The sequence below is a fragment of the Nocardiopsis coralli genome (genome assembly GCF_014892575.1).
Lineage (GTDB): Bacteria > Actinomycetota > Actinomycetes > Streptosporangiales > Streptosporangiaceae > Nocardiopsis > Nocardiopsis coralli.
Genome location: NZ_JADBGI010000021.1, coordinates 60,381 through 85,004 on the forward strand (window position 1 = coordinate 60,381; position 24,624 = coordinate 85,004).

Sequence of the window (24,624 nt, forward strand, 5' to 3'; positions counted from 1 at the left end):
ACCACGCTCGAGGCGACAACGCTCGACCGCCGTCAGGGTCGCCAAGTGGGCCCTGGCCGGTGTACTGGCCACACAGGTGGCCGTGGCGGCCACGCTCATGGGCATCAACCGCTGGCGCCGGCGCGTACGGCCGCAGCGGGGCGTCTTCCCGCGCACGCCCGCCGAAGGGCTGCCGGTCGGCGACAACGAGGCGATGGTCTACACGTACGGCGTCGACCTCTACGACGACATGCTCGCGGCGATCCGGGGCGCGCGACACCGGGTGCTCTTCGAGTCCTACATCATCAAGGACGACCGGGTCGGCCACGAGTTCAAGCGCGCACTCATCGACGCAGCCGAACGCGGGGTCGAGGTCTACGTCATCTACGACGGCTTCGCCAACCTCGTCGTGCCGCGCTCCTTCTTCGACTTCCCCGCCAGCGTGCACGTGCTGCGCTACCCCGCGTTCCGGCCCGGTGTGCTGCTGTTCAACATCCGCAAGTCCGGGCGCGACCACCGCAAGATCCTCACCGTCGACGGCGAGGTCGGTTTCGTCGGGGGATACAACGTCGGGCTCATGTACGCGACCGAGTGGCGCGACACCCACCTCAAGGTCACCGGTCCGGCCGTGTGGGAGCTCGAGAACGCCTTCGTCGACTTCTGGAACATGAACCGCGCCGCCGAACGCCCCGAGCTCGACAACCTCGGCGACGCCGAGTGGGACGCCCGGTTCCGGGTGCACCGCAACGTTCCCGAGCTGATCATCTACCCGATCAGGGCGATGTTCCTCGAGGCGATCGACCGCGCCAAGGAACGCATCCTCATCACGCAGGCCTACTTCATCCCCGACCGGGAGCTCGTCAACGCCCTGGTCACCGCCGCCCAGCGCGGGGTGGACGTCAATGTGCTGGTCCCGGAGCGCTCCAACCACATCATCGCCGACTGGCTGGCCCGCGGGCAGTACTCGCACCTGCTGGACGGGGGTGTGCGCCTGTGGCTGTACCAGGACGCCATGGTGCACGCCAAGACCGCGACCGTCGACGGGCGCTGGAGCACGATCGGCACCGCGAACATGGACCGCCTGAGCCTCACCGGCAACTACGAGATCAACGCGGAGATCTTCGACGAGGGTGTGGCCAAGCACCTCGAGACCGTCTTCGACAACGATCTGTCCAACGCGCGTGAGCTCACCGTGTCCGAGTGGGCGGGGCGGCCGGTCGCGGCGAAGTTCAGCGAGATCGTGCTCGCCCCGTGGCGGGGGATCCTCTGAGGGAGGACGCGTGCCCCGCGCGTGGGCTCAGCGGCCCGGGTCGAGGCGGGGCCTGCGGGCGCCCGGCGGCGGGGTCAGCTTCGAGGAGAACAGCGGCTCGCGCGGGGTCTTGTGCGGGCGCGGGCCGCCCCAGTGCTGCGGTCCGGGGTGCGGGGTCCGGTGGAGCGCCCCGGCGATCGCGGACGGCGACGCCCCGCCCTTGGACCGCGCACGGTTGCCCTCGTCGGTCCCGTCCTCGTGCCGGTTGTCGTCCGCCATGGTCTCCCCCTCCTGCTTGACCTGCGCTTTCCCATGATCCTGCGCAGGCGGGGGCGTTGTCACAGCGACACGGCGCCGAGCGGGGTGGGACAACGCACCCCGAGGGGGTGGCGGCTCAGGGGCTCAGCCCTGCGGGCTGTCGCGGCTCAGGGGGCCGAAGCGGGCGGAGACCGCGCCGAGCACGAAGTGCGCGGCCTGGTGTTCGTCGAGGGGGACCACGCCCGCCGGCAGGGTTACCCGGTAGGGGTGTTCGTCCTCGTGGCGGATCTCGAAGTCGTCGATGACGCCCTGACTCAACAGCAGTGTGAGGCCCTCGCGCACCCGCGCGCCCCTGGTGTCCGATGCCCACATGACCATGGCTGCACAGTAGCCCGCCCGCACCGGTCGGCGCGGACGAACCGTTCACACCGCGTTCTGTCGCGGTGGTGAGGACGGGCCGATGCCCTGGGCGGCGGCCTGGTCGATGAGGAAGTGCATCAGTCCGGGAAACCGGGTCTCCAGGTCGTCGCACCGGAGCTGGTTGAAGCAGCGCACGCCCTCGGAACGCACGCTGATCGCGCCGGCCTCGCGGAGGACTTTCAGGTGGTGGCTCACCGTCGACTTCGCGTGCTCTCCGCGGAGTTCGTTGAGGGTGCGCTCCACCCCGTCGGAGAGGGTGACCACGATGCTGAGGCGGGTTGCGTCGCTCAGTGCGAACAAGAGTCCGGGGAGGGTGATATCGCCCGTTTCCGGGTGAATGTACTCGTGCACCGCTTCATTGTCGCACAGCATCGAATGTTCACCCGGAGCTCGTTGTCCGTCCATCGTCACGTACAGTAAGTTCGATTGGACTAAGTCCATCGAACAAAGGAAGATGCAGTGCGTTCGATACTCCTCCTGGGTCTGGGGGCCTTCGCCTTGGGCCTGGACGCGTACGTGATCGCGGGCCTGCTGCCGATCGTGGCAGCCGACTTCGACACCTCGGTCGCTGTCGCGGGGCAGATGGTCACCGCCTTCACGCTCTCCTACGGGATCGCATCACCGGTGGTCGCGACCCTGGTACCGGCTGAGCGGCAGCGCGCGGCGCTCTTCGGCGCCCTCCTGGTCTTCTCCGTGGGCAACGCAGGGACCGCCATGGCCACCTCGTTGCCGATGCTCCTGGGGATGCGTGCTCTGGCGGGGGCGAGCGCGGGTCTCTACCTCGCCCTTGCCGTCGCCGCCGCTTCCACTCTGGTCTCGAAGGAGCGGCGGGGCCAGGCACTCACGCTCGTCATTGCGGGCATGAGCAGCGGCACCGTCCTCGGTGTGCCCATCGGTGTCCTGATCGCGCAGGAGTCGGGGTGGCGGGTGACCATGTGGGTCGTCACGGGGCTCGGCGTGGTTGCATTCGTCGGGCTGCTCGCCACGCTCCCCGCGCTCCCGGCGAATTCCTCGCCGACCCTGGGGCAGCGGGCGGCGGTGCTCAAGGATCCGAGGGTCGCCTCCATCGTCGGGGTCTCGTTCCTCGCCGCGGTCGCCAGCCTGGGCCTCTACACCTACATGGCCCCGATGATGGGTAGCGCCGCCATGGGCGGGGTCGACAACATCACCCCCTACTTGTGGGTCTGGGGTGTCGGCGGAGTTCTCGGCAGTCTCATGGTCGGCCCCCTGGTGGACCGCTCGGGCCTTCGCCCCTTCACCATCGTCGTGATCATCATGGCGACCCTCTCGGCCGCACTCCTGCTGCTGCCGGGCCTCGCCTCGGTCGATCCTGTCCTGGCGCTCGCGCCGATCCTCGTCTGGGGTGCGGTCGGCTGGGCCCTCCAGGTGCCGCAGCAGCACGACCTGCTCTCGATGCGCGGGGAGAAGGGCGGGTCGGTCGCCGTGGCCCTCAACGAGTCGGCCCTGTACCTCGGGAGTGCCGTGGGGTCGACCTTGGGCGGGATCGCGCTCGCGGTCGGGTTCGGGATGTCCTCCCTCCCGCTGGCCGCCGGGGCGGTGGCCCTGCTGGGTCTGCTCCTGCAGATCACGGGTGTCCGGATCTTCATGCGCCGCGGCCCGAAGGGCTCGGAGCCGGCACCCGCGCGCGGCGTATCGGACCGCTGAAGCTCTCCCGGTAGCCGTTGACCCGCCCGCCCGCCGTGCCGGCGGGCGGGCGTTCCGGTCCGTTGCCCGGAACCGCGTTCGGTTGCAGGCCGGGCGACTCGGTTCTTCTGGTATGTCCGTAAGGGCGGGATCGAGTTCCGGGAGAAACCGCCGCGAGAATTCTCGAAAGCGACATTCCCCTCCATTTCTGTTGCCGCTCGACTTTGCGCCCCGTCGGCTCGTCATGCTCTGTCATGGTTCAGGTGGATCACGCGTTCTGCCGTGTGTGTCCGGGTCGGCCATGTGGCGCGTGTGGCGCCGCGATGCGCGGGTACGCCTGCACGAATATCCAGAACCGCGCCGCTTTCAGGGAAAATCCATTTTCGTTGCGGGTCTCCGATGCCTGTGGTCTCTTTGGTGAGGGCCGGAGTTCGGGGGGCTTATGTGTCCTTCGTCCTTTTCGGTTCCGTTGTACCCATGCACGAATCGCATTGGAAAATGGTGGTGTTCCCGGTGACGGAGACGGTCGAGTCCAACCCTGCGCAGCAGGATGCCCAGCAGCAGATGAGCCTGGACACGTCTGCGGCGCGCAACCTCGCGACCACGACGAAGTCCTCGCCCCAGATGCAGGGGATCACGTCGCGCTGGCTGCTGCGGATGGTGCCGTGGGTCCAGGCGCGCGGCGGCACCTACCGGGTGAACCGGCGCCTGGTCTACACGGTGGGCGACGGCCGTGTGACATGCGTGAACACCGGCGCGGACGTGAGCGTGGTGCCCGCCGAACTGCGCGAACTGCCCACCCTGCGCGACTTCGCGGACGACTCCGTGCTGGAGGCGCTGGCGTCGCGGTTCGAGCAGCGCGAGTTCGAACCCGGCGAGGTCATCGTCGAGGCCGGGCGCGCCCGCGACGGCGTTCACATCATCGCGCACGGCAAGGTCAACCGGATCGGGCGCGGCAAGTACGGCGACCCCGTGGTCCTCGACGTGCTCGCCGGCGGCGCCCACTTCGGCGACGAGGTCCTGTCCGGCTCCGACGAACCCTGGGACTTCACCGCCAAGGCCGTCACCCGCTGCACCGTGCTCACCCTCCCGTACCGGGCGCTGGGCGAGCTCAACGGACAGGGGGACGCGCTGCGCGAGCACGCCCGCAACGTCCGCGGGCGCCTGCACGACCCCGACGGCGGCACCGGTGAGTCCGCCATCGACCTGTCCTCCGGGCACTCGGGCGAGCCCACCCTTCCGGGCACCTTCGTCGACTACGAGCGCGCACCCCGCGAGTACGAACTGAGTGTGGCCCAGACGGTCCTGCGGGTGCACAGCCGTGTGGCCGACCTCTACAACGAGCCGATGAACCAGGTCGAGCAGCAGCTCCGGCTCACCATCGAGGCCCTGCGCGAGCGCCAGGAGCACGAGATGGTCAACAACCGCGACTTCGGGCTGCTGCACAACGCCTCCCTCGACCAGCGCATCCAGCCCCGCAGCGGTCCTCCCACCCCCGACGACCTCGATCAGCTCCTGGCCACCGTGTGGAAGGACCCCGGGTTCCTCCTGGCCCACCCCCGCACCATCGCCGCGTTCGGACGCGAGTGCAGCCGCCGCGGTATCTACCCGCAGAGCGTCGACGTGTCCGGGCACCAGGTCCCCTCGTGGCGGGGCGTGCCGATGCTGCCCTGCAACAAGATCCCCGTCACCAAGGCGCGCACCAGCTCGATCCTGCTCATGCGCACCGGCGAGGAGAACCGGGGTGTGATCGGCCTGCACCAGACCGGGATCCCCGACGAGTACCAGCCGGGCCTCTCGGTGCGGTTCATGGGCATCAACGAGCAGGCGATCATCTCCTACCTGGTCAGCACCTACTACTCCGCGGCCGTCCTCGTCCCCGACGCACTCGGGGTGCTCGAGGACGTCGAACTCGGCCGAGAGGACTGAGTAGGACCGTCGGACGATCGGCGGGGCCGGGAACGCCGCGGCGGCCCGGCCCCGCGACCCCGGGCCGAGACCCGGGACCGCCCCTCGGCCCGCACGCACAGCACGATTGGTGGCTCCAGCCATGACAGTGACCGACACCGGGACCCCGTCGACCGGCACTCAGAACCCGCCCGCCCCGCTCAGCCTCGGGACCGAGGCCGCCCGGAACCTGGCCACGACGACCAAGTCCGCCCCGCAGATGCAGGCGATCAGTCCCCGCTGGCTGCTGCGGATGCTGCCGTGGGTCGAGGCGCGCGGCGGCACCTACCGGGTGAACCGGCGCCTGGTCTGCACCATCGGCGACGGCCGGGTCACGTGTGTGAACACCGGCGCCGACGTGAGCGTGGTGCCCGCGGAACTGCACGAACTCCCGGCCCTACGGGGTTTCGGTGACGACTCCGTGCTCGAGGCGCTGGCGTCGCGGTTCGAGCAGCGTGAGTTCGAACCCGGCGAGACCATCGTCGAGGCGGGCCGCGACCGGGACGGCCTGCACGTGCTCGCCCACGGCAAGGCCGACAGCGTCGGGCGCGGCAAGTACGGCGACCCCGTGGTCCTCGACGTCCTGGCCGACGGGCAGTTCGTCGGCTCCGGCGTCTTCGGTGAGAACCCCGGGACCTGGGACTCCACACTCCGGGCCCGCACACCCTGCATCGTCATGACCCTGCCGCGGGAGGCCGCCGAACGCGCCGTCCGCGACTCCCCGGAACTCGGCGCGCACGTACGGAGTCGGCTCGCCGACCCCGCCCCGCACAACAAACACGGCGAGGCCGACATCGGGCTGGCCTCCGGGCACACCGGCGAACCCGCGCTCGAGGGCACGTTCGTCGACTACGAACGCGACCCCCGTCAGTACGAACTGGGTGTCGCCCAGACCGTGCTCCGTGTGCACACCCGGGTCGCCGACCTCTACAACGAGCCGATGGACCAGGTCGAGCAGCAGCTGAAGTTGACCGTGGAGGCCTTGCGCGAGCGCCAGGAGCACGAGATGGTCAACAACCGCGACTTCGGACTGCTCCACAACGCCGACCTGAGCCAGCGCCTCCACAGCCGCACCGGAGCGCCCGGCCCCGACGAACTCGACGAACTCCTGTCCCGGAGGCGCAAGACCCAGCTCCTGCTCGCCCACCCCCAGGCCATCGCCGCTTTCGGACGCGAGTGCAACCGCCGCGGCCTCTACCCCGAACCCGTCGAGGTGGAGGGGCGCCCGGTCACCGCGTGGCGGGGTGTGCCGCTGCTGCCCTGCGACAAGATCCCCGTCACCCCGCAACGCACCACGTCCGTCCTCGCCCTGCGCACCGGCGAGGAGGCCCACGGTGTGGTCGGGCTGCACCAGACCGGTATCCCCGACGAGTACGAGCCCGGCCTCAACGTCCGCTTCATGGGCACCAGCGCCCGGGCCGCCACCTCCTACCTGGTCAGCACCTATTTCGCTGCCGCCGTCCTCGTGCCCGACGCGCTGGGGGTCCTCGAGAACGTCGACATCACGCGCTGAGGAGGAGTCCCATGTCCGTCACCGAGGACACCGCACACGACCGCGGCACCGACGCGGTCCTGGCCCGCAACCGAGCCCTCTTCGAACCCGCCCTGCGCGCAGCCGTCGACAGCCTGTCGCCGGCCGTGCGCCCCGTCGCGGCCTACCACTTCGGATGGGTCGACCAGGACGGCAACCCCTCGCACGCCGACTCCGGCAAGGCGATCCGGCCGACGCTCGCCCTGCTGTCCGCCGAGGCCGTGGGGGCCCCGCCCGCCTCGGCCGTGCCCGCGGCGGTCGCCGTCGAGCTGGTGCACAACTTCTCCCTGCTCCACGACGACGTCATGGACGGCGACACCACCCGGCGCCACCGGCCCACCGCGTGGACGGTGTTCGGGAGCAACACCGCGATCCTCGCCGGAGACGCCCTGCTCACCCTCGCCCTGGACGTGCTCGCCGCGAGCCGGGGGGAGGCCGCCCAGGACGGGCTCCGGATGCTCAGCGCCGCGGTGCTCGACCTCATCAACGGCCAACGCGCCGACCTCGATTTCGAGGAACGCCGCGACGTCGGCCTGGAGGAGTGCGTGCGCATGGCCGAGGGCAAGACCAGCGCCCTGCTCGGGTGCGCCTGCGCGATCGGCGCCGCCTACGGGGGCGGGGGCGAGCGGGTGGAGGCGTTGCGCGAGTTCGGCAGTTCCTTCGGTACCGCGTTCCAGCACGTCGACGACCTGCTCGGGATCTGGGGCCGCCCCGAGACCACCGGCAAACCGGTCCACTCCGACCTGCGCAGCCGCAAGAAGACCCTGCCCGTGGTGGCGGCGCTGAGATCCGGAACGCCCGCCGGGAACGAACTGGCCGACCTCTACCTCGGGGAACGGGAGCTCTCCGACGCCGAGGTCGCCCGCGCCGCCGACCTGGTCGAGACCGCGGGCGGACGCCGGTGGAGCGCGGAGCAGGCCGACACCCTCCTCGACCGTGCCCTGGGCGCCCTGCGCTCGGGCGACCTGGCCCCGCGGCCCGTCGAGGAGCTCGGCGCCCTGGCCCGGTTCGCCGTCCACCGCACCCACTGACCCGGAGGGCCCATGAGCACCACGTCCCACACCGACACCGCACATACCTGCGGCCCCCTCGACCCCGGGACCGTGCGGGTGGCCGACACCCTCCTGCACGGCGACGGGATCCGGATCGCCTGCCCCGCCGCCGTCCTCGTCGAGGGCGAGGCACGGCGGCACGGCGCCATCACAGACCGCGGGACCCTCATGGCGGGCACCCCGGGGCCGGAGGCCGTCACGCCCGGCACCGGGCACGCCGCCCTCGTACCCGCCACAGGGGGAGGGGCCGGGATCGCGGCGGCCGCCACCGACGAACACGGAAGGGCCGTGGCCCGCGCGGCCGTCGACGCCTGGACCGCGGCCGCCGGGCCCCGCACGGTGCTGCTCGCCGCCCCGCGTTCGTTCTGCGCCGGGGTGGAGCGCGCCGTCGAGATCGTCGAACGCGCCCTGGCCCAGCGGGGCGCCCCCGTCCACGTACGCAAACAGATCGTGCACAACAGCCACGTGGTCGCCGAGCTCGAGGAACGGGGCGCGGTCTTCGTCGACGAGCTCGACGCCGTGCCCGACGGGGCCACCCTCGTCTTCTCCGCGCATGGGGTCTCGCCGGCGGTGCGCGAGGAGGCCGACCGCCGCGGGCTCGACGTCATCGACGCGACCTGCCCGCTGGTCACCAAGGTCCACACCGAGGCCCGACGGTTCGCCGACCGGGGCGACACCGTCGTGCTCGTGGGCCATGCCGGGCACGAGGAGGTCGAGGGCACCCTCGGCGAGGCCCCGGGGCGCACCGTGCTGGTGGAGACACCGGAGGAGGCCGCGCGGCTCGAGGTGCAGGACCCCGACCGGGTCTCCTACCTCACCCAGACCACCCTGGCCGTGGACGAGACCGAGGAGGTCGTCGACGCCCTGCGCGCCCGCTTCCCGAAGCTGCGCGGCCCCGGGTCCGACGACATCTGTTACGCCACGACCAACCGACAGGACGCGGTCCGGGCCATCGGCGAGAGCTCCGACCTCGTGCTCGTCGTGGGGTCGGCCAACTCCTCCAACTCGCTGCGCCTGGTGGAGCTCGCCGAGCGGTGCGGTACCCCCGCGCGCCTGATCGACGACGCCCGCGACATCCGCCCCGACTGGGTGCGCGGCGCCGGCACGATCGGCCTCACCGCGGGCGCCTCGGCCCCGCCCCACCTGGTCGAGGAGGTGATCGACGCGCTCGCGGGGTTGGGCCCGGTCACCGTCACCGAACGGGAGACCGCCCGCGAGACCGTCCACTTCAGCCTGCCCGTGCCGGTCCGCAGCCCCTGACGCCCGCGCGCACGCGTCCGCCACAGCCGCACACACGAACCGCCGCCCGACCAGAACAGGCGTCCCGATGGAAGCGTTCACTCTGCCCGTCTTCTACCTGCCGCATCCGTCCAGGCTCAACCCGCACCTGGAACGCACCCGCGAGCACAGCAGCGGCTGGGCCCGCCGGATGGGCATGCTCGACACCCCGGCCCCCGGCGGAGGTCTTGTCTGGGACGAGGCCGCGCTCGCCGGGATGGACTACGCGCTCATGTGCGCCTACACCCACCCCGACTGCGACGGACCCACCCTCGACCTGATCACCGACTGGTACGTGTGGGTGTTCTTCTTCGACGACCACTTCCTGGAGCAGTACAAGTACTCCCGCGACTTCGCCGGGGCGCAGACCTTCCTCGACCGCCTCGAGGAGTTCATGACCGCCGACGGCAGCCTCCCGCGCGAACCGGAGAACCCGGCCGAGGCGGGCCTGGCCGACCTGTGGCGGCGCACCGTCCCGTCGATGTCGGCCGACTGGCGGCGGCGTTTCACCACCAGCACCCACAACCTCATGGTCGAGTCGATGTGGGAGCTGGACAACATCGAGCTCGACCGGGTCGCCAACCCCATCGAGTACATCCAGATGCGGCGCCGGGTGGGCGGAGCCCCCTGGTCGGCCAACCTGGTCGAGGTCGCCGTCGGCGCGGAACTGCCCGAGGGCCTGGCGGAGTCGCGGCCGCTGCGGGTGCTGGCCGACACGTTCTCCGACGCGGTGCACTTGCGCAACGACCTGTTCTCGTACCAGCGCGAGGTGCAGGAGGAGGGCGAGAACTCCAACGCCGTCCTGGTCTTCGAGCGGTTCTTCGACCGGCCCACCCAGGAGGCGGCCGAGCTCGTCAACGACCTGCTGACCTCCCGGCTCGTGCAGTTCGAGGACACCGCCCTGACCGAGGTGCCCGCCCTTCTCGCCGAGCACGGCCTGGCCCCGCACGAGCACTCCGGCGTGGCCGCCTACGTCAAGGGGCTGCAGGACTGGCAGGCCGGCGGGCACGAGTGGCACGCACGCTCCAACCGGTACATGAACGAGGGCGCCGCCCAGCGCCCCGCCGGGGAGCTCGCCGGACCCACCGGGCTGGGGACCGCGTCGGCGCGCCCGGCCTTCACCCCGCTCGCGCCCGGGGTGCGCCGGCGGGCGCAGCAGCGCGCACACACCCTGTTCCGGCAGGTCGGCCACCTGGACCTGCCCGACCTGTACATGCCGTTCTCGATCCGCACCAACCCCCTCATCGACGACGCCCGCAGCTACGCCGTGGGCTGGGCGCGGCGCATGGGTTTCTTCGACTCCGTGCCCGGGGTGGAGGCCGGGGGCGTCTGGGACGAGCGCCAGTTCATCGGCCTCGACCTCGCCCACTGCGCGGCCATGATCCACGCCGACGCCGGCTTCGACGAGCTGTGCATCTCCTCGGACTGGCTGGCGTGGGGCACCTACGGCGACGACTACTTCCCCGTGGTCTTCGGGACCACCCGGAACGCCGCCGCGGCCAAGCTGTGCAACGAACGGTTCCCGGCCTTCATGCCGCTCGACCTCGGTCCGACCCCGGAGCCGACCAACCCGATGGAGCGCAGCCTCGCCGACCTGTGGCGCCGCACCGCCGCCCCCATGGACCCGGCGGCGCGCGCCGAGTTCCGCAGGGCCGTGGAGGACATGACCACGAGCTGGCTGTGGGAGCTCGACAACCAGACCCACCACCGGGTGCCCGACCCCGTCGACTACATGGAGATGCGGCGGCAGACCTTCGGTTCCGACATGACCCGGAGCCTGGCCAAGCTCACCCGCTCGGCCGACGTCCCGCGCGAGGTCTTCCACACCCGCACCATGCGGGAGCTGGAGACGGCGGCGCAGGACTACGCCTGTTTCCTCAACGACCTGTTCTCGTACCAGAAGGAGGTCGAGTTCGAGGGGGAGGTGCACAACCTCGTCCTCGTGGTGGAGAACTTCCTGGGCCTGGACCGCCACGCCGCACGCGACGTCGTCGCCGACCTCATGCGGGCCCGCATGGAGCAGTTCGAGCACATCCTCGCCGACGACCTGCCCCGCCTGTTCGAGGACTTCGACCTGGACGATGCGGCCCGCGAGGCCCTGCTCCGCGACGCCGACGGAATGAAGGAGTGGATGGCCGGGATCCTGGAGTGGCACCGCAAGTGCGTGCGCTACACGGACGCGGAACAGCGCCGCCTGCGCACGCCCGAGCCCCCGGGCGAGGGCGTGCCGGCCGACCACGCCTGGGGGCCCACGGGCCTCGGCACCTCCGCGGCCCGCCTGGCGTCGGCGCTCCGGGGGCGCGCCCCCGCCTGACCTGGGCAGGCACCGGCCGACCGGGGCACCTCGGGGAATTGTATGCAATGAGGATACAATCTTGGGTGTCCGTGGAACCGGGGTTCCGTCCCCGGTCGGCCGCAACCGAATGAGGTGCCATGCCTGCGAACGCCGCCGAGAACCCGTCCGTCCGCTACGACGTCGTCGTGGTGGGCGGGGGCAACGCCGCCTTCTCCGCCGCACACGCCGCACGCGAGCGCGGGGCCTCCGTGCTCGTCCTGGAGAAGGGCGAGGAGAAGGAGGCCGGCGGGAACTCCTACTACACCGCCGGCGCCTTCCGCCTCGCACACGGTGGCCTCGACGACCTGCGCTCCCTCCTGCAGGACCCCGACGACCCCCGCCTGGACCGCACCCGGCTGCCCGCCTACACCGCCGACGACTTCGCCGCCGACATGGACCGGGTCACCGGCGGTAACAACGACCCGCGGATGACCCGCGTGCTCGTCGACGACAGCGCCGACACCATCCGGTGGCTCACCTCGAAGGGGCTGCGGTGGGAGCTCCTCTACCAGCGCCAGACCTACCTCGACGAGGGCGAGTGGGTCTTCTTCGGCGGTCTCGCGCTCGGCAGCGAGGGCGGGGGCAAGGGGCTGGTCGCCCAGCACACCGATGCCGCCCGCGCCTCCGGCACCGAGATCCGCTACGGGGCGGAGGTCGTGGACCTGCGTCGCGACGGCAGTGCCGTGACCGGGGTGGTGGTGCGCGACAGTGATGGCACGGTCGAGCACATCGGCGCCGGTGCCGTGGTCCTGGCCGCGGGCGGGTTCGAGTCCAGTGAACGCATGCGCCGACTCCACCTGGGGGAGGGGTGGGAGCGCGCGATCGTGCGCGGCACCCCGCTGAACACCGGAGAGGTCCTCGAGCTCGCCATCGGCCACGGCGCCGCGGCCCACGGGGACTGGTCCTCCTGCCACAGCGTGCAGTGGGACGCCGGTGCCCCGGCCCGGGGCGGAGACCGCGAGCTCACCAACCAGCTGACCCGCCAGAGCTACCCGGTCGGGATCGTCGTCAACCGGGAGGGCGCGCGCTTCGTGGACGAGGGCGCCGACTTCCGCAACTTCACCTATGCCAAGTACGGGCGCGAGGTCCTGCGACAGCCGGGCGGCGTGGCCTTCCAGCTCTTCGACGCCACCACCCGGCCGCTCCTGCGCACCCTGGAGTACGACAGCACCCCGATCACCGGAGAGCAGGCCGACACGCTCGACGAGCTGGCGGAGCGGTTGGGCATCGACCCCGACGGCCTGTCCCGCACGGTCGCGGAGTTCAACGGTTCCATCTCCGGCGGGGACTTCAACCCGGCGGTCAAGGACGGTCGTGCGGCCCGGGTCGTCCCGCCCAAGTCCCACTGGGCCTCGGCCCTGGAACAGCCGCCCTTCTACGGGTACGCCGTGGCCTGCGGCATCACCTTCACCTTCGGCGGGCTGCGCATCGACCCCGCCACCGCCGCGGTCCTGGACGGCGACGGTGTCCCCGTGCCGGGTCTCCACGCGGCGGGAGAGATCGTCGGCGGCCTGTTCTCCGGCAACTACCCCGGCGGGTCGGGGCTGATCGCGGGGTCGGTCTTCGGTCGCAGGGCGGGCGCAGTGGCCGCCGGCTGACCTTGGCCGCGCCCGCGTGTGCGAGGGGCCGGCCCCGGTTCGACCGGTGGATCCGTCCGATGCCTGAAACATGGGGTTTACATCACATCCAGTTGTGTGCAAGATGTATGCAATGTGAATCCACCCAGCTCGGAAGGGCGGAACCATGGTCGGACTCAGCCGGCGCCGGGCCCTCGGCGCGCTCTCCGTCTCCCTGCTCGCGGCGTCCGGGTGCAGCACCCCGAACCCGCACCGGGCCGAGCAGACCGCCAGCGAAGGTGATCCGCTCCCCGAACACGTACGCATGGTCATCCCCTACGCGGAAGGCGGCGGGACCGACGTGTGGGCCCGCTTCATCGCGCCCTTCCTCACCGCGGAGATGGACCGCGACTGCCAGATCCTCCCGGAGAACCTGCCCGGAGGGGAGAGCATCATCGGGTCGAACCGCTACGCCCGCGACGGCGTCAACGACGGGACCTCGATCCTCATCTCCTCCGGCACGACCTACTTCCAGTACCTGTTGGGCCGCTCGGAGGTGGAGTTCGACTTCTCCGACATGCGGCCGCTGGTCCTCAACCCCACCGGCGGTGTCATCTACGGCGCCCCGGAACAGGGGGTCGACGACCTCGACGACCTGTTCTCCGGCGCCACCGACCTCCAGTACGGCGGCATCAGCGCCACCGGGCTCGACCTGAGCGCCCTGCTCGCCTTCAACGTCCTGGGCATGGACGTGTCGACCGTCTTCGGCCTCGAGGGGCGCGGCCCCGCCCGCCTCGCCGTCGAACGGGGCGAGCTCAACCTCGATTACCAGACCACCTCGGCCTACCTCGGCCAGGTCCAGCCCCTGGTCGAGGAGGGGCGGGCCGTGCCCCTCATGAGCTTCGGCCAGATCGACCAGGAGGGCGGGATGGGGCGCGACCCCGCCCTGCCCGACCTGCCCAGCGTCGGGGAGGTCCACCGCGAGATCCACGGTGAGGACCCCTCCGGCGTCGCCTGGGACGCCTACCTGACCTTCCTCGGCGCAGGGTTCTCCTACCAGAAGGGCATCTGGGTCACCGGCTCCACACCCGACTCGGTCACCGAACCCTTCTTCGAGGCCGCTCGAAAGCTCAGCGGCGACGAGGACTTCCTCGCCGAGGGCGAGCAGGTGCTGGGCGGTTACCCCGTCTACTCCGGCGCGGAGTCCGAGGACGAGGTGCGCGCCGCGCTCTCCATCACCGAGGAGGTCCGCTCCTACGTGCTCGACCTCCTCGAACGCGAGCACGACACCGTCGTGCACTGACCGCCTCCCCCGCGGAACCCACCGACCTTCCCGCCCCGCGCTCCCGCCGGTGCGATCCCCGTGCCCCCCGCCCCCGGGCCACAGCCACCCTCCTTCCGCGACAGACGGACACCTCCCATGCTTGATGCCGCATTGACCGCACTCAGCGGATTCCTCGATCCGTGGATGCTCGTGACCCTGTTGATCGGGGTGCTCGCCGGGCTCGTCCTCGGCCTGATCCCCGGGCTCGGAGGTACCGGGGCGGTGGCGGTGCTGCTGCCCTTCATCTTCCTCCTGGAGCCGCAACAAGCGTTGGCCCTGGTCATCGGGGCGACCGCCGTCATCCACACCGCCGACACCATCAGCACCGTCCTGCTCGGGGTCCCGGGCTCGGCCTCCTCCAGCGTCCTGCTCCTGGACGGCCACACCATGGCCAGGAAGGGGCAGGCCTCACGCGCCCTGTCGATCGCCTTCGTCTCCTCGGCGGTGGGAGGCCTGGTCGGCGCCTTCGGGCTGACGGTGTCGATCGCCGTCGCGCAGCCACTGGTCATGGCCTTCGCCTCGCCCGAGCTGTTCATGCTCACCGTGCTGGGCATAAGCCTCGCCGCGCTCATGTCGCGCGGCAACGTCACCAAGGGCCTGCTCGCCGCTTCGCTCGGGCTGCTGCTCGGGCAGGTGGGTATGGCCCCGGCCTCCGCCGAGTACCGATACACCTTCGGCTCGCTCTTCCTCGCCGAGGGGCTCGACCTCGTGGCGGTGGCGCTGGGTGTGTTCGGGCTCGCCGAGATCATGTCCCTCGTGGCACGCCGCACCAGTGTCGCCCAGCGCGTGGAACTGCGCGGCGGCTGGGGACAGGGCATCCGCGACGTGTTCCGGCACTGGACCCACGTCCTGCGCGGCTCCTTCGTCGGGATCTGGGCGGGCATCATCCCCGGGGTGGGAGCCACGGCCGGGAGCTGGCTGGCCTACGGTCAGGCCGCCGCGACCGTCAAGGACAAGAAGCGCTTCGGCAAGGGGGACCCGCGCGGCGTCGCGGCCCCGGAGGGCGCCAGCACGTCGATCTCGGCGGGCGACCTCATCCCCACCCTGCTGTTCGGTATCCCCGGGAGCGCCGCAGCGGCCCTGCTGCTCGGGGCGCTGCTGGTCTTCGGTATCGAACCCGGCCCTAGCCTGATCACCGAGGACCTCGACCTCGTCTACACGATCGTGTGGTCCTTCGCCATCGCCGCGATCATGGGTGCGGCGCTGTGTTTCCTGCTGGCGGGCCCGCTCGCCAAGCTGAGCTTCGTGCGGTTCCCGATCCTGGCGGCCGGGCTCATCGTCGTCATGTTCGTCGCCTCCTTCCAGGCCTCCCAGGAGTTCGGGGTGCTGCAGGTGATGCTGCTGCTCGGCGTCGTCGGGTGGCTCATGAAGTACTGCGACTACCCGAGGGCCCCGTTCCTCATCGGGTTCGTGCTCAGCATCCCGCTGGAGCGGTACTTCTTCCTCACCGACAGCCTCTACGGCACCGGCGAGTGGATGACGCGGCCCGCGGTCCTCGTCATGGCCGCCCTGCTGCTGAGCCCGCTGGTCTTCAAGGCGGTCCGGCGCGTGCGGTCGGGCAGCGGCGGGACGAGTGAGCCCAGCGAGCCGAGGGAGACCGTCACGGTCGGCGGGGGCACGGGCCACGGTTCCTCCGGCACGGCGGACGGCAGCGGAAGCACCGACGGTCCCGGCAGCGCGGGCGGCACCGGGGAGGCCGGCGGGCCCGAGGGGACGCCCGGTTCCCGGGAGGGCGGCGACGCGGACACCGACGACGCCCAGGGGGCGGACGAACCCGAGGGAGGTCCCCCGCAGACCGGCCCCGACCTGCGCGGCAGCTGGTGGCCCCTGGGCACGGCGCTCCTCTTCGCGGTCGTCTTCGCCGCGGCCCTGCTGACCGGCCAGACCTTCACCGAGTCCGGGAAACTCGTGCCCCAACTGGTCGGCACGGTCGGACTGGCACTGTCCCTGGCGGTCTGCGTGCAGGAGTGGCGGCGTCTGAAGGCCTCCGCCGGACCGGCGCCCGGCCTGCGCAGGGAACTCGGGTGGACGCTGTACGCCTTCGGGTGGCTGTGCCTGTTCCTCGCGCTCATCTACGTGGCGGGAACGGTGCTCGCCACGGCCGTGTTCGTCCCGGTCTTCCTCCGGGTGGTCGCGCAACTGCGCACGCGGGGCATCGTCGTCTACACGGTGGCACTCATCGCGGTTCTGCTGACGCTGCAGCTGGCGGCCGACATCGCCCTGCCCCAGGGGTGGATCATGCCGGCGTTCCTGCTGTGACACCGACGGGGCCGGCCCCACGCGGCGGAGGTGGTGCGGCCGACGGTCACATGGACATCATCGCGGAGAAACGGATCTCCCGAGCGTTGCGCATGTGCCGTTTGCCGGCCTCCTCCGCCGCGTCGGGGTCGCCCGCCTCGATGGCCCGGATGATCTCGGCGTGCTCCGCGCAGCCCGTCGACGCCCGGCCGGGGGCGGCGAAGGTCGTGGGCGCCAGACGCCGCACCGCCTGTTCGGCCTGGCCCAGGAACCGGTCCAGGTACTGGTTACCGGCCGCCTCGCGGATGAGCCGGTGGAAGGTGATGTTGAGGCGGGACAGCGCGGCCGGGTCGCCGCTGTCGACGAGCTCCTCCATCTGCGCCTGCACCTTCTGCAGGGCCGGGACCAGCCCCGCAGGTGTGTTCTTGGCGGCCAGCCGGGCGGCCAGGCCCTCCAGGTTCTCCCGGACGACGTAGAGGGCGAGGATGTCCTCGAGCGACATGGGGGAGACCGCCGTGCCGTGGTGCGCGATCTTGTGCGCCAACCCCTCGTCGGACAGGCGACGCAGGGCCTCGCGGACGGGGGTGCGGCTCACCTGCAACGACGCGGCGATCTCGTCCTCGCGCAGCCAGGTGGAGGGTGGGAGGACCCCGTCGAGGATCGCCTCGCGCAGGGCGTTGGTGACCGCTTCGGTGGTCCTGCCGCGGCTGGGGCGGTCGCTCAGGTACGCGCTGAGGTCCCGCAGCGGGCTGTCGGTGGCGTCCACGGTCGTGTCCGCCTGACCTGCGGCCTTGTTCCTCGCACTCACATGACTCCCCGTAGCAGCGTCAGTCGATCACCACCGGACGTCGGGCATTTTCCGCCACCATCCTACCGGCGGGGAACCCTGATCACGCGGGGCCTGTGCCCTCCTCCGGCGCCGCGAGGGCCCCGACGACGGCCTCCGCGGTCGCCCGCGTGCCCAGATCGGGGGAGCCCGAAGATGTGATGGTGACCGTGCCGTCGGCCAGCACCCGGGCGACCGCGTCCTCGACCGACCGCGCCGCGTCCGTGTGGCCGGCGTGGTCCAGGAGCAGGGCCCCGGCCAGGATCTGGGAGGACGGGTTGGCACGGTCGGAGCCGGCGATCCCCGGTGCGCTGCCGTGGATCGGCTCGAAGTAGGCGGAGGTGTCGCCGATGTTGCCGGACGGGCACATACCGAGCCCGCCGACGGTCCCGGCACCCACGTCGCTGAGGACGTCGCCCAGGAGGTTCTCCATCACGAGCACGTCGAAGCGGGACGGTTCGGCCACGAGGGCGTATCCGGCGGCGTCGGCGTACATGTGGTCGGCCTCGACGTCGGGGTAGGCCTCTGCCACCTCGTCGAAGATGTCGCGGAAGAACCCGAACGATCGCAGCACGTTGCTCTTGTCCACACAGGTCACACGGCTGACACCGTCGGCCGGTGCGCCCCCGCGCCGTCGGGCGAGCGCGAAGGCCGCGTGTGCGACCCGCTCGACGCCCTCCCGCGTCATCATCAGTTGGTCGGAGGCGGCGCGGGCGTTGCGCACCCCGCGTCCCCGCGACATGTAGAGCCCCTCGGTGTTCTCCCGGACGATGACGTGGTCGATCTCGCCGGCCTCGTGCCTGGTCGCGCCGCGGATCCCGGGCAGGAGCCGGATCGGGCGCACGTTGGCGTACGTGTCGAGGCCCTCCCGGAGGAGCCCGCCGAGCAGCCCGGCCTCGGTTCCGTCGGGATGGCGTACGGCGGGGTCGCCCACCGGCCCCTTGAGCAGGGCGTCGTAGCCGCGGATGCGGTCCAGGGCGCCGGGGGTGAGGGCTCGTCCGGTGCGGCGGAAGGTGTCGGCGCCGGCGTCCTCGTGCACGAACTCGATCCCGGTCCCGTGCAGGCGCAGGGCGGTTTCCATGACCGATGCGGCGGCCCGGGTCAGTTCGGGCCCGATGCCGTCGCCGGCGATGACACCGACGCGCAGTGGTCGGTCAGCGGGTTGAACATTTTGCATGCAATCAGTATGCAAAGGGGATACAGTCAGGGCAAGCCAGTGGTGCCGAACGGCCGGCACCGCGGCGGGCGGCCTACGGAGGTGCGTATGCGGGTGTCGGCGGTACTGATGCGGGGCGGGACCAGCAAGTGCTGGGTCTTCGACACTCGGGACCTGGATGCTGTCGGCGGCGACCGCGACCGGCTCCTGCTGCGTCTGTACGGCAGCCCCGACCCCCGGCAGGTGGACGGGGTGGGCGGCGCGACCTCGACCACCAGCAAGGCGGTCCTGCTGGCCCCGTCCGCGACCCCCGACGCCGACGTCGACTACACGTTCGCGCAGGTCGGCATCGCGGAGGAACGCGTCGACTGGAGCAACAACTGCGGCAACTGCTCCGCCGTGGTCGGCCTCTACGCGCTCCAACAGGGCTGGGTGCGGCCGGCCGGCGAGACCACTCGCGTCGTCGTGCGCAACACCAACACCGGCAAGACGATCCTGCAGGACGTTCCCACCCCCGGCGGTGCCCCCACCAACGAGGGCGACCTCGTCATCGAGGGCGTGCCGTTCCCGTCCCCCGGCGTGGACCTCGGCTTCACCCGGCCCGCCGGCGCGGTCACCGGTGCGCTGCTGCCGACCGGGCGCCCCCTCGACCGCTTGGACACGTCCGAAGGGCAGGTCCGGGCCTCCCTCGTCGACGCGGCCAACCCCACCGCCCTGCTGTGGGGCCCCGACCTCGGTCTGGCCGGGGACGAGACCCCTGCCCAGGTGGACGGGGACCCGCGCCTGCTCGAGGTGCTCGGCGAGGCCCGCGCCCATGCCTCGGTTCTGATGGGGATCGCCCCCTCCGCGGCCGACGCCGACCGGGTCTCCCGCGCGATCCCGAAACTGGCCTGGACCGCCCCGTCCGCCGCCGGGGACCAGGGGATCCAGGGACGCATGCTGTCCATGGGTCGCACCCACCCCGCCCTCGCGGTGACGGTGAGCGTGGCCTTCGCCGCCGCTTCGGTCACCGGGGGCACGGTCGTCCCGTCCCCGGCTGACGGCGGCCCCCTGCGCATCGCCACCCCGTCGGGGACCGTCACGGTGCGCGCGGAGCTCGACCACGCCGGCGGCCTGGAGACCGCCTACGTCACCCGCAACGCCCGGCGCCTGGCAACCGCGGAACTGGAGCTGCCCGGCGCCGGTCCACGGCTGTGCTCTCCGCGAGCTCACAGCGCACCCCGGTGAACCGCGCGTCGGCCGTTCGGGCGTGTGTCACCGTGCGGCGATGCCTCCGATGACCAGGTCGACGACCCGGCGGGCCAGCTCGCGCACCTCGTCCTCGGACTGTCCGTCGATCTTCCGGTACCAGACGTCGACCGCGTTGAGGCTGGTGAGCAGCGTCCGTGTGGCCAGGGAGACGTCCACGTCCCGCAAGGACCCGTCCTCGACACCCCGTGCGACCACCTGGCGGAACATGTGTTCGTAGTCGCGCCGGAGTTCGTTGAGGGCGAGCAGCGCGTCGCGCTGCCGGACCTTCAGGTCGGTCGACGCCTGTGCCCGGGCCCCCTGATGGACGACGTGGTGGTACGAGACGTCCTCCATCAGGTTGGTCACGTGTGCAACGGACATCGCCACCAGCCGCTCGCGGCCGGTCCCGCTGCCGTGCGAGTGCGGTTCCACGCGCTCCCGGACCCGTCGCATGCCCTCCTCGTACACCCCGATGAACACGTCGAACTTCGACCGGAAGTGGTAGTAGATCAGGCCCTTGGTCGCGCCCACCGCGGCCGCGATGTCGTCGATCGTGGTGCTGTCGACCCCTCGGTGCATGAACGCTTCGGCGGCGGCGTCGAGGATGCGGCCCTTGGCCACGGGGCCCGGTCCGGAACGCGTACCCAACGATGAGTGGTTGGCGACGGTGGAACGGGAACCGGCCGAGCGGCGGCATCTCATGGTGCACACGAACCACTGCGTCGAGCTCAACGAGGCGGACCTGGCGGCCTGGAACGCCGGAGGGCACACGAACCTGAGGGAGGTGACCATCAGCGGCACCCGGCAGGAGGTGCGGCGCAACCTGGACGGTCTGGCCGCCGAGGGGGTGACGGAGATCGTCTTCCAACCGTGCGGGCCGGACACGCGGTCCGAGCTGGAATGCTTCCTCGCGGCTGCGCGGGACTGAGTCGGGGATCGGGGCCAGGACCGAGTCCGGACCCACGCCCCGGGGGCTCCGTACGCGGAGACACCCCGGGTCGGAGTGGCGGCCCCGGCAGGATTCGAACCTGCGGCACCCGCTTTAGGAGAGCGGTGCTCTATCCCCTGAGCTACGGAGCCGGAGTGCGGAAGGTATCGGTTACCCCGTCACGAGGCCAAGCCTAACTCAGGATGGGCGTGCTCGGGGTGTCGTGTCGCTCGGGAGAGGGCACCCTGGGGGGACTCTGCGTGCTGGGCGCAGTACGCTGACCTACGATTGGTTGTCCTGGTGGCAGTGTGATGTTGTTCACTGAGCGTGTCGCATTATGGCCCCATCTGCGCCCCGGTCACTGTGGAGACCAGGCCACGATGGCCGATCGTTCCACCGTGACCAGGGATGATGTCGAGGTCCGGACGTTCGGGCCGCACCCGGTCGCAGGTGGCCCGCCCCGATGTCCATGTCGGACGGATCGGTCCCGTGTGTCCGCAAGCGGACATGGAGTAGTACGTTGCCTTGCGGCCGCGGGTACGTGTTCGAGGAAAATCAGCCGGAGGATCATTCGTGCCGTTCGAATCTGAGCAGGCGCGGCGCAGGTCCCGCGTTCCGGGTAACGGGGGGACGCCGGTCCTCACGGCGCCGCACGGTTTCCGGGGGCGCATGGCCCAAGCGCTCGTGCTGGTCCTCACCACCGCCCTGATGGTCGCCCCCATGCCGGCCACCGCCTACGCCGACGACCTGGAGGACCTGCGCGAGCAGGCCGAACAGGCCGCCACCGAGCTCGAAGAGGCCACGGACCGGCATGTGGAGCGCCAGGGCGAGCTCGAGGACGCGCAGGAGGAGCTCGTCGGCACACTCCACGAGCTCCAGCAGACCGAGGTCGAACTCGGTGAGATGCGCGAGCCGCTCGCCCGCCTGGCCAACACCCTGTACCGCCAGCCCGACGGCGGCATGCTCCAGATCCTGGTGGACGGGTCGCTCGACGACGACCTGCAGATGCAGTCCTACGCGGCCAAGCTGTCGGAGGACAACCAGGCCCTGATCCAGGACGCCACCGACCTGCGCGAGGAGCAGGCGTCGCTGGCGGTCGAGGCCCAGCAGATGCAGACCGACACCCAGTTGGAGCAGGCCGAGCTCGCGGCCGAGGTCGAGCAGTTGCGCGACCAGTCGGAGGAGAGCACCGAACTCCTCACCTCGGAGTTGGAGGACCGCGGCCTCGACCCGGGTACCTTCGAGGCGGCCGCCGACTGCGACGAGAGCGCCGCGGGGCCGGCGGAGGACTACCCGAACGGCCTGCTGCCCGACGACGCGCTCTGCCAGCTCTACGACGAGGACCAGTTCCTCAGGGCCGACGCGGCGGTGGCCTTCCTCGAGCTCAACATGGAGTACGTCGAGGAGTTCGGCGAGAACATGTGCATCACGAGCGCCTACCGCGACCTGCCGAACCAGCACCGCGTCTACGCCGAGCAGCCGCCCGGCTTCGCCGCCACGCCGGGCACCAGTAACCACGGGTACGGGCAGGCGATCGACCTCGGGTGCGGCATCCAGAACTTCCGTTCGGAACGGTGGAACTGGATGGAGGAGAACGGCGCCCGCTACGACTGGATCCACCCGGACTGGGCCAAGAACAACCCGTTCGAACCCTGGCACTGGGAGTACGAGCCGTGATCGGCCCCCGATGACACGACGAGGGCGCCGCCACCGACAGTCGGTGGCGGCGCCCTCGTCGTGTGTGCGGCGCGATCAGGAGGACGCGGCGGTGCTCCCCGTGGAGCCCGACCCGCCGGTCTCCTCGGCGGTCTCCTCCTCCGGGAGGACCTCGGGGGTAACCTCGCTGGTGCAGTTCGCGCACCGGCTGGCCTTCTTGTCGATCTCGCTGTAGCAGTAGGGGCACTCGCGGGTGGTGGCCTCCTCCTCCTTCACCAGCTTCTCCAGCAGCTTGCTGATGGGGAGGACGACGAAGAAGTACAGGATCGCCGCGGTGAGCAGGAACGAGATCACCGCGTCGACGAACTGGCCGTACATGAACCGGCTGTCGTTGATCTCGAAGTACAGCTGCCCGAACTCGGGCACCCCTCCGAAGATGCCGAGCAGCGGCGTGATGAAACCTTCGGTGAACGCGGTGATCAGGTTGGAGAAGACCGCCCCGATCACGACCGCGACCGCCAACTGCACCAGGTTCCCCTGGAGCAGGAACTTCTTGAAGCCTTCCATGGAACAGCCCTACGTGGTCGTGCTTGCCTGCATCGAACGGCCCCTGGGCGGCCACCGGGGGTGGGTGTCGCCGGGGGCGGCCAGGGGCGCCGGGACAGCTTTCCGTACCTCGGAGTGGGCGGTCAAACGCTGGATGTGATACCGAGTACCAGTCTGATCCGGTGCGTCAGTTCCGGATCGACACCGAGAGCCGGGAGCCGGCCGCCGACCCTGCCAGCGCCCGCGCCTCCTCCGGGTCGGCCGCCACGACCAGCAGCGCCCCGCCCTCGCCGCCGCGGGAATCCTCGTCCGGTACCGCCAGGACCGGACGGTCGGAGACCACCTCCACGGCCGGTCCGGAATGCGCGACGGTCGGATCGTCGCCGCCCGATGCGGCCAGGACGTCGACCCGGTCGCCGGGGGTGAGCAGGGAGACCGTCCCGGCGTCGGCCACCCGCACGGGCGCGGCCACCAGGCCCGGGCCGTACGGGCGTGTAGGAGGGTCGGCCAGGCGGGCGTCGGTGAGGACCTCGCCCTCGCGCACCGGGCCGCTGAGTCTCCGCCCGGCCGTGTCGGTGTCGGCGGCCATCGCCCCCTCGGGCAGGGCGGACTCGGGCAGGCGCCGCGGGGTGAGGTCGGCGTCGCCGAGCGGGGAGGAGGCGTCGAGGTCGCGCGCGGCCACGAGCACCTCGCGGCCGGGTTCGGGCGGGGGACGCAGGACCAGGACCGCGCTCAGCAGCGAGCACGCCGCGAGCAGGGCGGTCAGAGGCCGCCGGTGGCGGTCGAGGAACCGGTGCACCGCGCGGCGGTGCCGGTACGGGGGTAATGCATCGGCCATGGTCCGACGTTAGACCGGCCGAGGGCGCCGCGGACGGTTGTCCACAGGCCGGATGTGCCCGGAGACACGACGGTGCGCCGCCGGCCGAGTGGCGGCGGCGCATCCGGAAACCCTTGGGTCAACGGCAGGCGAGCTCAGGAACTGCTGGTGCTGCTCGTGCTGCTGGTGCTCTTGGGCCCCGAGTCGCTGCTGCCCGAACCGGACGAGTCCGAGCTCGAGGAGGACGAGGCCGAGGAGTCGGAGGAGGAAGAGGAGCTCTCCGAGGAACCGGAGTCCTTGCCGCTCTCCTTGCCGGAGCCCGACAGCACCGAGCTGTTGCTGGAGGAGCCGCTGTCGGTCTTGTAGAAGCCCGAGCCCTTGAAGACGATGCCCACCGCGGAGTACACCTTGCGCAGGCGTCCCTCGCACTCGGGGCAGACGGTGAGGGAGTCGTCGCTGAACTTCTGCACGACCTCCATCTGGGCGTCGCACTCGGTGCAGGCGTACTGGTACGTAGGCACGGTTCGGGTCCTCCTTGCTGGCACTCTCGCCCGTTGACTGCTAAATAGTACGCGTTCGCCGACGGAGGCGGTGACAGCACCTCACCGGAACGCGGCAGACAGGGGGCGCGGCGCGGAGCACGGCCCCGCGCAC

The 24,624-nt window shown here is 71.2% G+C and carries 23 protein-coding genes and 1 tRNA gene; 14 read left to right on the forward strand and 10 right to left on the reverse strand.

Going from position 1 to position 24,624, the window contains the following annotated elements; translation table 11 throughout:
• Window positions 1-82: 82 nt before the first annotated feature.
• On the forward strand, window positions 83-1,249 hold the full coding sequence (locus tag IDM40_RS21050; RefSeq protein WP_407940031.1) for a phospholipase D-like domain-containing protein: 1,167 nt from the start codon (window positions 83-85) through the stop codon (window positions 1,247-1,249).
• Between the two features lie 27 nt (window positions 1,250-1,276).
• Here IDM40_RS21050 and IDM40_RS21055 read toward each other — a convergent pair whose 3' ends face one another.
• The 3 genes from IDM40_RS21055 to IDM40_RS21065 form a co-directional block, all read right to left on the reverse strand.
• Window positions 1,277-1,507, reverse strand: coding sequence for a hypothetical protein (locus IDM40_RS21055; RefSeq protein ID WP_193123760.1), 231 nt, complete (start codon window positions 1,505-1,507; stop codon window positions 1,277-1,279).
• A 123-nt stretch (window positions 1,508-1,630) separates the two neighbouring features.
• A complete protein-coding gene (locus IDM40_RS21060; RefSeq protein ID WP_193123761.1) occupies window positions 1,631-1,864 on the reverse strand; it encodes a hypothetical protein in 234 nt (77 codons plus the stop codon).
• Window positions 1,865-1,909: 45 nt separating this feature from the next.
• On the reverse strand, window positions 1,910-2,206 hold the full coding sequence (locus IDM40_RS21065) for an ArsR/SmtB family transcription factor (protein WP_235997802.1): 297 nt from the start codon (window positions 2,204-2,206) through the stop codon (window positions 1,910-1,912).
• Window positions 2,207-2,365: 159 nt separating this feature from the next.
• Here IDM40_RS21065 and IDM40_RS21070 point away from each other — a divergent pair, with 159 nt between their 5' ends.
• The 9 genes from IDM40_RS21070 (at window position 2,366) to IDM40_RS21110 (ending at window position 16,832) form a co-directional block, all read left to right on the forward strand.
• Window positions 2,366-3,571, forward strand: coding sequence for an MFS transporter (locus IDM40_RS21070; RefSeq protein ID WP_193123762.1), 1,206 nt, complete (start codon window positions 2,366-2,368; stop codon window positions 3,569-3,571).
• Window positions 3,572-4,027: 456 nt separating this feature from the next.
• A complete protein-coding gene (locus IDM40_RS21075; RefSeq protein WP_407940030.1) occupies window positions 4,028-5,479 on the forward strand; it encodes a family 2B encapsulin nanocompartment shell protein in 1,452 nt (483 codons plus the stop codon).
• Between the two features lie 121 nt (window positions 5,480-5,600).
• Complete coding sequence (locus IDM40_RS21080; protein ID WP_193123763.1) at window positions 5,601-7,010, forward strand: family 2B encapsulin nanocompartment shell protein; 1,410 nt, start codon at window positions 5,601-5,603, stop codon at window positions 7,008-7,010.
• Window positions 7,011-7,021: 11 nt separating this feature from the next.
• Window positions 7,022-8,059 carry a family 2 encapsulin nanocompartment cargo protein polyprenyl transferase gene (locus IDM40_RS21085; RefSeq protein WP_193123764.1) on the forward strand — a complete coding sequence of 346 codons (1,038 nt, stop codon included), beginning with the start codon at window positions 7,022-7,024 and terminating at the stop codon, window positions 8,057-8,059.
• A 12-nt stretch (window positions 8,060-8,071) separates the two neighbouring features.
• Complete coding sequence (locus tag IDM40_RS21090; RefSeq protein WP_193123765.1) at window positions 8,072-9,340, forward strand: 4-hydroxy-3-methylbut-2-enyl diphosphate reductase; 1,269 nt, start codon at window positions 8,072-8,074, stop codon at window positions 9,338-9,340.
• Window positions 9,341-9,407: 67 nt separating this feature from the next.
• Window positions 9,408-11,672 (forward strand): terpene synthase family protein, encoded by a 2,265-nt coding sequence (locus tag IDM40_RS21095; protein ID WP_193123766.1) that lies wholly within the window; start codon window positions 9,408-9,410, stop codon window positions 11,670-11,672.
• Between the two features lie 119 nt (window positions 11,673-11,791).
• Window positions 11,792-13,291, forward strand: coding sequence for an FAD-dependent tricarballylate dehydrogenase TcuA (gene tcuA, locus IDM40_RS21100; RefSeq protein ID WP_193123767.1), 1,500 nt, complete (start codon window positions 11,792-11,794; stop codon window positions 13,289-13,291).
• A 145-nt stretch (window positions 13,292-13,436) separates the two neighbouring features.
• The gene (locus IDM40_RS21105) at window positions 13,437-14,552 is read left to right on the forward strand and encodes a type 2 periplasmic-binding domain-containing protein (RefSeq protein WP_193123768.1); all 1,116 of its coding nucleotides are present in this window, start codon (window positions 13,437-13,439) and stop codon (window positions 14,550-14,552) included.
• Window positions 14,553-14,669: 117 nt separating this feature from the next.
• Window positions 14,670-16,832 (forward strand): tripartite tricarboxylate transporter permease, encoded by a 2,163-nt coding sequence (locus tag IDM40_RS21110; protein WP_193123769.1) that lies wholly within the window; start codon window positions 14,670-14,672, stop codon window positions 16,830-16,832.
• A gap of 46 nt (window positions 16,833-16,878) precedes the next feature.
• Here IDM40_RS21110 and IDM40_RS21115 read toward each other — a convergent pair whose 3' ends face one another.
• Both IDM40_RS21115 and IDM40_RS21120 read right to left on the reverse strand, forming a co-directional pair.
• Window positions 16,879-17,619 (reverse strand): GntR family transcriptional regulator, encoded by a 741-nt coding sequence (locus IDM40_RS21115; protein ID WP_216631101.1) that lies wholly within the window; start codon window positions 17,617-17,619, stop codon window positions 16,879-16,881.
• Window positions 17,620-17,701: 82 nt separating this feature from the next.
• Window positions 17,702-18,814, reverse strand: a complete 1,113-nt coding sequence (locus tag IDM40_RS21120; RefSeq protein WP_193123770.1) for an isocitrate/isopropylmalate dehydrogenase family protein — start codon at window positions 18,812-18,814, stop codon at window positions 17,702-17,704.
• Window positions 18,815-18,907: 93 nt separating this feature from the next.
• Here IDM40_RS21120 and IDM40_RS21125 point away from each other — a divergent pair, with 93 nt between their 5' ends.
• The gene (locus IDM40_RS21125) at window positions 18,908-20,020 is read left to right on the forward strand and encodes a PrpF domain-containing protein (RefSeq protein WP_216631102.1); all 1,113 of its coding nucleotides are present in this window, start codon (window positions 18,908-18,910) and stop codon (window positions 20,018-20,020) included.
• A gap of 27 nt (window positions 20,021-20,047) precedes the next feature.
• Here IDM40_RS21125 and IDM40_RS21130 read toward each other — a convergent pair whose 3' ends face one another.
• Window positions 20,048-20,671, reverse strand: a complete 624-nt coding sequence (locus tag IDM40_RS21130; protein ID WP_193123772.1) for a TetR/AcrR family transcriptional regulator — start codon at window positions 20,669-20,671, stop codon at window positions 20,048-20,050.
• 10 nt (window positions 20,672-20,681) lie between these two features.
• Between IDM40_RS21130 and IDM40_RS21135 the strand changes: the two genes are divergently transcribed.
• Window positions 20,682-20,951, forward strand: coding sequence for a hypothetical protein (locus IDM40_RS21135; RefSeq protein ID WP_193123773.1), 270 nt, complete (start codon window positions 20,682-20,684; stop codon window positions 20,949-20,951).
• Window positions 20,952-21,027: 76 nt separating this feature from the next.
• Here IDM40_RS21135 and IDM40_RS21140 read toward each other — a convergent pair.
• Window positions 21,028-21,103: transfer RNA gene (locus tag IDM40_RS21140), tRNA-Arg, on the reverse strand.
• Window positions 21,104-21,524: 421 nt separating this feature from the next.
• Here IDM40_RS21140 and IDM40_RS21145 point away from each other — a divergent pair.
• Complete coding sequence (locus IDM40_RS21145; protein ID WP_328807083.1) at window positions 21,525-22,628, forward strand: D-alanyl-D-alanine carboxypeptidase family protein; 1,104 nt, start codon at window positions 21,525-21,527, stop codon at window positions 22,626-22,628.
• A gap of 75 nt (window positions 22,629-22,703) precedes the next feature.
• Here the strand turns inward: IDM40_RS21145 and mscL are convergent, their stop codons facing one another.
• Window positions 22,704-23,174 (reverse strand): large conductance mechanosensitive channel protein MscL, encoded by a 471-nt coding sequence (gene mscL / locus IDM40_RS21150; protein ID WP_193123774.1) that lies wholly within the window; start codon window positions 23,172-23,174, stop codon window positions 22,704-22,706.
• Here mscL and IDM40_RS21155 point away from each other — a divergent pair.
• Window positions 23,173-23,313, forward strand: coding sequence for a hypothetical protein (locus IDM40_RS21155; RefSeq protein WP_193123775.1), 141 nt, complete (start codon window positions 23,173-23,175; stop codon window positions 23,311-23,313). The two genes, mscL and IDM40_RS21155, sit on opposite strands and share 2 nt — an antisense overlap.
• Window positions 23,314-23,340: 27 nt before the next feature.
• On the opposite strand, the gene cpaB is transcribed toward IDM40_RS21155, so the two are convergent.
• A complete protein-coding gene (cpaB, locus tag IDM40_RS21160; protein WP_193123776.1) occupies window positions 23,341-23,991 on the reverse strand; it encodes a Flp pilus assembly protein CpaB in 651 nt (216 codons plus the stop codon).
• Window positions 23,992-24,125: 134 nt separating this feature from the next.
• Window positions 24,126-24,491, reverse strand: a complete 366-nt coding sequence (locus IDM40_RS21165) for an FmdB family zinc ribbon protein (RefSeq protein ID WP_193123777.1) — start codon at window positions 24,489-24,491, stop codon at window positions 24,126-24,128.
• Window positions 24,492-24,624 lie beyond the last annotated feature (133 nt).